7 protein-coding genes and 1 pseudogene are annotated in these 6,436 nt (G+C 60.0%); 4 read left to right on the top strand and 4 right to left on the bottom strand.

The annotated features are described in order from the left end of the window. From K288_RS0141930 to K288_RS0141940, 3 genes are all read left to right on the top strand, one after another. On the top strand, nt 1-323 hold a 323-nt coding region (locus tag K288_RS0141930; RefSeq protein ID WP_027584710.1), incomplete at its 5' end, for an IS5/IS1182 family transposase. Nucleotides 324-351: 28 nt separating this feature from the next. Continuing rightward, the gene (locus K288_RS0141935) at nt 352-921 is read left to right on the top strand and encodes a hypothetical protein (RefSeq protein ID WP_152535958.1); all 570 of its coding nucleotides are present in this window, start codon (nt 352-354) and stop codon (nt 919-921) included. Then, complete coding sequence (locus K288_RS0141940) at nt 905-1,408, top strand: hypothetical protein (RefSeq protein WP_152535959.1); 504 nt, start codon at nt 905-907, stop codon at nt 1,406-1,408. Before K288_RS0141935 ends, K288_RS0141940 begins: the two co-directional genes overlap by 17 nt. Nucleotides 1,409-1,492: 84 nt before the next feature. Here K288_RS0141940 and K288_RS0141945 read toward each other — a convergent pair whose 3' ends face one another. Next, entirely contained in the window at nt 1,493-2,446 is a 954-nt protein-coding gene (locus K288_RS0141945) for a tripartite tricarboxylate transporter substrate-binding protein (RefSeq protein WP_043162252.1), read from the bottom strand. Between the two features lie 468 nt (nt 2,447-2,914). Here K288_RS0141945 and K288_RS0141950 point away from each other — a divergent pair, with 468 nt between their 5' ends. Further along, complete coding sequence (locus K288_RS0141950; protein ID WP_027584714.1) at nt 2,915-3,313, top strand: hypothetical protein; 399 nt, start codon at nt 2,915-2,917, stop codon at nt 3,311-3,313. A 27-nt stretch (nt 3,314-3,340) separates the two neighbouring features. On the opposite strand, the gene K288_RS0141955 is transcribed toward K288_RS0141950, so the two are convergent. From K288_RS0141955 to K288_RS51670, 3 genes and pseudogenes are all read right to left on the bottom strand, one after another. Further along, the gene (locus K288_RS0141955) at nt 3,341-4,393 is read right to left on the bottom strand and encodes a glycosyltransferase family 4 protein (RefSeq protein ID WP_027584715.1); all 1,053 of its coding nucleotides are present in this window, start codon (nt 4,391-4,393) and stop codon (nt 3,341-3,343) included. 117 nt (nt 4,394-4,510) lie between these two features. Next, on the bottom strand, nt 4,511-5,758 hold the full coding sequence (locus K288_RS48735; protein WP_051335044.1) for a glycosyltransferase: 1,248 nt from the start codon (nt 5,756-5,758) through the stop codon (nt 4,511-4,513). A gap of 449 nt (nt 5,759-6,207) precedes the next feature. Then, nucleotides 6,208-6,436, bottom strand: a pseudogene (locus tag K288_RS51670) (transposase); the annotation flags it as partial.

Here is a 6,436-nt window from a genome sequence, read left to right on the forward strand (position 1 = left end):
CAGGCCAGAAGGGCGATGCACCGCAAGCTGCGGCCCTGATCGAGGGACTGCCTGCCGAGGTCATCATGGCCGATACGGCCTATGACGCCGATCACTTGCGCCAAGCCATCGCCGCCAAGGGAGCGCTGGCCGTCATCCCCAACAACCCGTCACGTGCGCTCAAATATCCGCTCGACAAGCATCTCTATGCCCAGCGTCATCTCGTGGAATGCTGCTTCTCAAAACTCAAGCAGTTCCGTCGCGTCGCAACCCGCTTCGAAAAGACCGCCCGAAATTACCACGCTGTTGTCACCCTCGCAGCCATCGTCTTATGGCTGAGATAAGTGTCCACACCACCTAGGGCATGGAATCGTGTTTCGCTATTTGCCGGCAACAAATGAACTCGGTCTTCAGTACGATCCGAGAGTGATTTCACCAAGTAAGTTCACTTATTACATCGGCCAGATGATTGACGGTGCCGACTTTCAATTGGAGCCGATTGTTCGTCACGACATGTGGGATAAATTCAACGATGGCTCCGTTCGACGTCTTTCAATCACGATAGCTCGACCGAGTCGTCTAGAAGAAGTTGATCGTGGCCACCATGCCTCGCTCGTGCGATCCATACGTGACATGGGTGCTGCTTACGATGCGCCGAGCATAACTATTGATTTGTCGATGGGCCACCAAACTGGTTCGTTAGGCGAACGTGTCCGCGGAATGGCTGCATATTTGCGCAGAGGCTTCGAGCGCGAAGATCTTGAGATTTCCCGTATGAAGGCGAAAGTCAAGCAAGAGGGTGAGAAGACGGAGGACCTGGATTTGTTGGAAGACATTCTCTCGATCAAAGACCAGTTGGAATTGGTCGATAACGATCCGGAAGCGAACTATCGCATTAAGTTAGCTGCTTTGCGCGAGAAAATGCGTGAGTGGATTGGGTAGGCGCTCTATCTCCTGGAACGTAGAGGCCTATGGTCCTGCCGCTTGCGGGTTGATAACGCTTGCCTTGTTGTGGGTATACCGCGGCAGCATCCTTCCGCTGATGATGGTTGACAAGCTTTCTGTGAGCAATCTGTGCACTGCTGTCTTCGGATGGGCGTCTATCCAAACAGGTTGTGTTTTTGCAATTTATGGATTTGTCGCGGGCAAGAACGACGGGTTTATCGGGGAGGCGCGTCAAACGCGCTCGATGAAGCGCTACAACGCTTACATCAAACGTGCGATATGGACAGGGTTTCTACTTACATTGACGTCGATGCCGTTGATTGTCTGGAAGTTCGTTCCTGCAGAAATTGATATGATCATTTTTGCTCTACTTAGTCTCTGGTTTTCCATTTTTGTTTGGGCGTTCCTTTCATTCGCGCGGGTTGCGTTCATTTTTGGTATCCTGATTCAAATCAATGAATCCGATCGAATAGGAGCGGGGTAGAGAGCAATTGGAAGAATCGCGTAATCCGCCCCTCCATCGCGCCAAAGCGGTGGGTTACGCTTCGCTAACCCACCCTACGTTACTTCAATCCGCAAACTGCCCCGCCGCCTCAATAATCGGCCTCCACCGGTCCACCTCGCTCACCAGCTTCACCTTCAGCGCCTCGGGCGTGGCTTCGTCCTGTGCCACCGGCTCGGTGTTGATCTCGTTGAATCGCTTCACCAGGTCCGGGTCGCGCAGGGCTTCCTGCAGCGTCTTGGATAGCTTCTTCACGATCTCGTCCGGCGTGCCCTTGGGCGCGTAGAGGCCGTGCCAGGCGCCGACCTCAAAGCCCTTCAGGCCGGCTTCGTCGGCGGTGGGCAGGTCGGGCATGGAGGAGAGGCGGGCCTTTGTGGTGATGGCATAGCTCTTCACCAGCTTGCCGGCGATCGGGCCTGTGGTGTTGGTGGTCTGGTCGCAGGTGAGGTCGATCTGCTTTGCGATCAGGTCGTTCATCACGGGGCCGTTGCCCTTGTAGGGCACGGTGAGCACCTGCTTGTCGATCGCGGTCATGAATAGCATGCCGCAGAGATGCGAGGCGGCGCCGAGGCCGGCATTGCCGAAGGTCATCTTGTCGCCGTTGGCCTTGATGTAGGTGACCAGTTCGGCAAGCGTGTTCGGGGGCAGGTCGGGCCGGGCGATGATGGTCATCGGCGCGTTGGTGACGAGGCCGATCGGCGCGAACGCCGTCTTGGTGTCGTAGGGCAGCTTGCGGTATAGCGTTGCCGCCGTCGAGATGCCGATGTGGTGGATCAGAAGCGTATAGCCGTCGGGCTCGGCGCGGGCGGCGCGCGCGGTCGCGATGGTGCCGCCGGCGCCGGTGGCGTTCTCGACGATGATGGTCTGGCCCAGCAGTTTCGACATCGATTGCGCCGTCATCCGCGCCACCGTGTCGGTCGGCCCTCCCGCCGCAAACGGCACCAGCAGGGTGATGGGCCGGGCCGGCCAGGTCTGCGCGGAGGCCGCCGAACTCGCCATCGCAAGCACAGCGGCAATCATGGCCAGTCTTTTCAAGTCGTCTCTCCCTTTAAGCTTGTTCTTGGAGCTTGTTCTTCTTCGGTCGCGCATCTCTACACGTTTTGCGCTGCCGCACAAAACCGAAAGATGTCGCGCCATGCGACGGGCTGTGACGTCTGCAGTACCCCCGATATCGGCGCGATAGCGGACCCCACGAGATGTCCGAGTTGGGATGGCGCGTCCCTCCGATCGTCCGCCGGACGGGCCGGCATGCCCGGGATGTCACAGCGGGCTGCGCGGAGGGGACCTGGCGCGCTTCGCAGAACCTATTGACCTAGATCAACGAAAGGTCCGCCAACTCGTCGCACTCGGATGCTGAGCAAAAAAGCGATCCGACAAGCCACGTCGGGGTGCTACGCCCGTCCGCTTCGAAGAGACCGATTTGGCGACAATTCCACGTCCGATCGAACGGGCTCCGGTAACCTGTTGACCATTGAATCGGAGAGTCTCATGAGAACCTTCAATCGGTCGGTGCTGTCAGTCCTGCTCGTTACGCTATCGGCCTCGACACAGGCTGCGGATTTGAACGGAGCCTGGACGATCGACGCCTCGGCCTGCGGTGACGTGTTTACCAAAGAAAACAACAGGCTTGCTTTCAAGCCGGATGCCGATCTCCACGCGGGCGGCATAATCGTCCAGGGTCGGCAGATAACCGGCACATTTGAAAAATGCACTGTCAAGTCGATACACGATGACGGATCGAATGTGCGAATGATTGCGGCGTGCTCGGACGGCGTCGCGATTTCGGACGTAGAGTTCGACGTGAAAATCTCCGGAGAGAACAAGATCACCCTCAGCTCCAAGCAGCCGGTGCCGGTCGAAATGCCGTATGTTCGCTGCTCGATGTGACGTCCGCGCGGCGACGCTGCCCTCTGCTCACTGGGCTGCAAAACCATAGGCGGGCTTCTTCTGCGTGAGCGCCTCGTAGTGGCGGAGATATTCCTTCGCCATGCGCTCTGCGGTGAATCGCTCCTCGAACCGCGCGCGCACTTTGCGGCGGTCGAGTTCGCCGAGCCGGCCGAGCGCCTCGATGGCTTCTTCTTCTCCATCCACGACGAACCCGGTGATCCCGTCGTCGATCACCTCCGGCACCGAGCCGGAGCGGAATGCGATGACCGGGGTGCCGCAGGCCATCGCTTCGATCATGACCAGGCCGAACGGCTCCGGCCAGTCGATCGGAAACAGCAGCGCCGCCGCGCCGGCGAGGAATTTCTCCTTGGTCTGGTCATTGACCTCGCCAGTCAGCCGCACCGCGTTGCCGTCGATCTGGGGTTCGAGCCGTTCCTTGAAATAAGCGCGTTCGCCCCGCGGCACTTTCGCCGCGATGCGGAGCGGCATCTTCGCGGCCCGCGCGATGCGGATCGCAACCTCGGGCCCTTTCTCCGCCGTGAGCCGGCCGAGGAAGGCGAGATATCGCCCTTCCTCGAAGGAGGGGCGGAACAGGTCAGCGGGAAGCCCGTGATAAACAGTGCCGATCCAGTTGGCCTCGCGCAGCGCCGAGTTCTGGTTGTTCGAGATCGAAACGTAGGGCGCATCGGGAAACAGCCTGATGACATCGGCAAGTCCGGGAAGATCCAGCCGTCCATGCGTCGTCGTGAGGAAGGGCACACCGAGGCGCTTCAGAAGCGGCAGGGGTATCCAGTCGATGTGAGCGTGGATGACGTCAAACTCGCTTGCGCGCCGCGAGACCGCTTCCAGCAGCGCCGTCTGCGCTGCCATGGGGTCCGAACGCGGCCGGCCAAGGCGTAGTGCGCGCGGCCACACAGGCTCGAGGTCGGCCCGCGTCTTTGAATCGCCGCTGGCAAACAGCGTCACGTGGTGTCCAAGCCTGACCAACTCGTCGACCAGCCACGCAACGACGCGCTCCGTGCCGCCGTAAAGCTTCGGGGGAATGCTCTCAGCCAAAGGCGCGATCTGCGCAATCCGCATGCTGCGTCCGACTCCAGCAATCCCAGTTCCAGCAATCCCGGGGTCCGCCGTCACAATTCCGAAATGTAAACTTCACGATCCAGATGCCGTTCCAGCGCCGCGGAACATTTCCGGGAATTATTGGCAAACCGGCCGCTCGTAGCGTGCGAGCAGATCGAGCCAGTCCTCAAGCAGGCGGCTCATCAGGAACTTCTCGCGCACGGTTTCCTTGGCGCGGGCGCCGAGGCGCTGGCCCAACTGCGGATCCTTCAGGATCTGCACCATGCGATCGGCAGCCTGGTCCACCGTGCTGACCAGGAATCCGTTCTCGCCATCCGTGATCTGGTGCCGGATGCCGCCGACATTGCCGCCGATCACGGCAGCGCCTTTCCACATCGCCTCGGTCACGGTGAGGCCAAAGCCTTCGCGGGTCGATTTCTGCAACACCACGGCGGAGTGGCGCTGCAGCGCGTTCACCAGGAGCGGATCATCGACGGCGAGCACAATGACGCGGTCGTCGATCGAACGCTTGATGGTTTCGAGAATGACGTGGCCTTCGGGATCGTCGCTCGCATTGTTGCCGACCAGCACAAGCGTGCAGTCCGCCTGCTTGCGTGCTTTCCGGTGCGCCTCGATCACGCCCATCGGGTCCTTCCAGCGGTCGAACCGCGAGATCTGCGTCACCAGCGGGCGATCGGTCGGGATGCGGTGGTACTTCAGCGTGTCCCTGATTTCGTGGTCGGACAATTCGGCATTCTTGGCCGAAAACGGATCGATCGCCGGCGTTATGAACCGCTGATCGATGCCGAGGCTTTGCCCGTATTCCGGCAGCGAGAAGATGGCGGCGTCGTATGGGTCGATGAAGGCGCGCAGATAATCCCACACCGGCGCATGCGGCGAGGAGAGATCCACGTGGCACTGCCACAGCCATGGCATTTCCCGCTCGGCAAAGTGTCGTATCAGCGGCAAGGGTTGCGGATCATGCACGATGACAGCGTCGCGCTCCTCCAGGTGCAGCCTGGTGGCATTCTCGAACACCACCTCTTCGTAGATCGCCTTTTCCTGTTCGGAGAACTCCAGTTCCTGTCCCTGCAGTGCATTGTGCAGCTTCTTGGTGCAGGAGAAGAAGCCAGGCGTGCCCTGTATCAGGTGCCAGTCGGTCTCGATGCCGGTCGCATTCATCATCAGCGTCAGCGGCGTGAGGATTTCCGTGACACCGCCGCCATAGAAGGTCGAACTGACGTGTGCGATCTGCAGCGTGCGCACGCGTTCGGCCTTGCGTTCGATGCGTTCCGTCGTCGCTTGTCCGATGATCGGCGCATATTGCTCGAGCGAATGCAGACCGAGAGTCGAACGGTCGATGGCTGGGGGGAGCAGAGACGACATTGGCTGCGCACCTCTTTGGCTGGAGAGTTCGACCACAGTCGCTTTCGTTCGCGCGGCAAGCCTTATCTCGCGCGCCGGCCTTCAACTGCAGTTGCAGCGGCAACGTTCCAAATGTCGGCAATTTTCTCGAGCTATGCAAAAAGTGCCCGACGGGCAAATCAGTCGAAAGTCTGTCCATCCCTCCCGGAAAAAACATTCCGCTTCCGTCGTCGGGCAAATCAGTGATTTAACTCCGCGCGTCTCACCCACATGAGGGGCGGCTCGCGATCGTCACGGACGTTGCGGTGAGATGCGGTGGACGCGACGGCTGCGACAGACGAACGCAGCTTCTCGCGGACGGCGAAGTCGTGTGGTCCTGGCGCCCCGACGCTGGCGCTAAGCCTTTCGCGCGAACTTTGTTCGCGCTTGAGGTGACGGTGGCAAGAAAGCCCGGTGACCGGCTATCCGATTCACACATTTTCGAGCCTCAAAGTGGTGCCGTATTTGATGCGGCGGAAGGCTTCGAGGCCTAGGCGCATCACCTTTGGGCCAGGCTTTCCGTAATAGGCGGTCCATCCTCCGAGCCGAGCAATGACCCACGCAGCGAAGGCGAGCGTGCCTTTTGGATGTGGGTTCTTTTGCTTCGCGGTAGTCCCCTCGAGTTGAGAAGACACGGCTTCCAGCACCGGTTGGTCATCC

It is taken from the genome of Bradyrhizobium sp. Ai1a-2, from assembly GCF_000426245.1.
Lineage (GTDB): Bacteria > Pseudomonadota > Alphaproteobacteria > Rhizobiales > Xanthobacteraceae > Bradyrhizobium.

Excerpts from the sequence above, each read along its gene's own strand:
- K288_RS0141945 (WP_043162252.1), bottom strand. The coding sequence starts at position 2,446 with ATGATTGCCGCTGTGCTTGCGATGGCGAGTTCGGCGGCCTCCGCGCAG.
- K288_RS0141950 (WP_027584714.1), top strand. The coding sequence starts at position 2,915 with ATGAGAACCTTCAATCGGTCGGTGCTGTCAGTCCTGCTCGTTACGCTA.
- K288_RS0141955 (WP_027584715.1), bottom strand. The coding sequence starts at position 4,393 with ATGCGGATTGCGCAGATCGCGCCTTTGGCTGAGAGCATTCCCCCGAAG.
- K288_RS48735 (WP_051335044.1), bottom strand. The coding sequence starts at position 5,758 with ATGTCGTCTCTGCTCCCCCCAGCCATCGACCGTTCGACTCTCGGTCTG.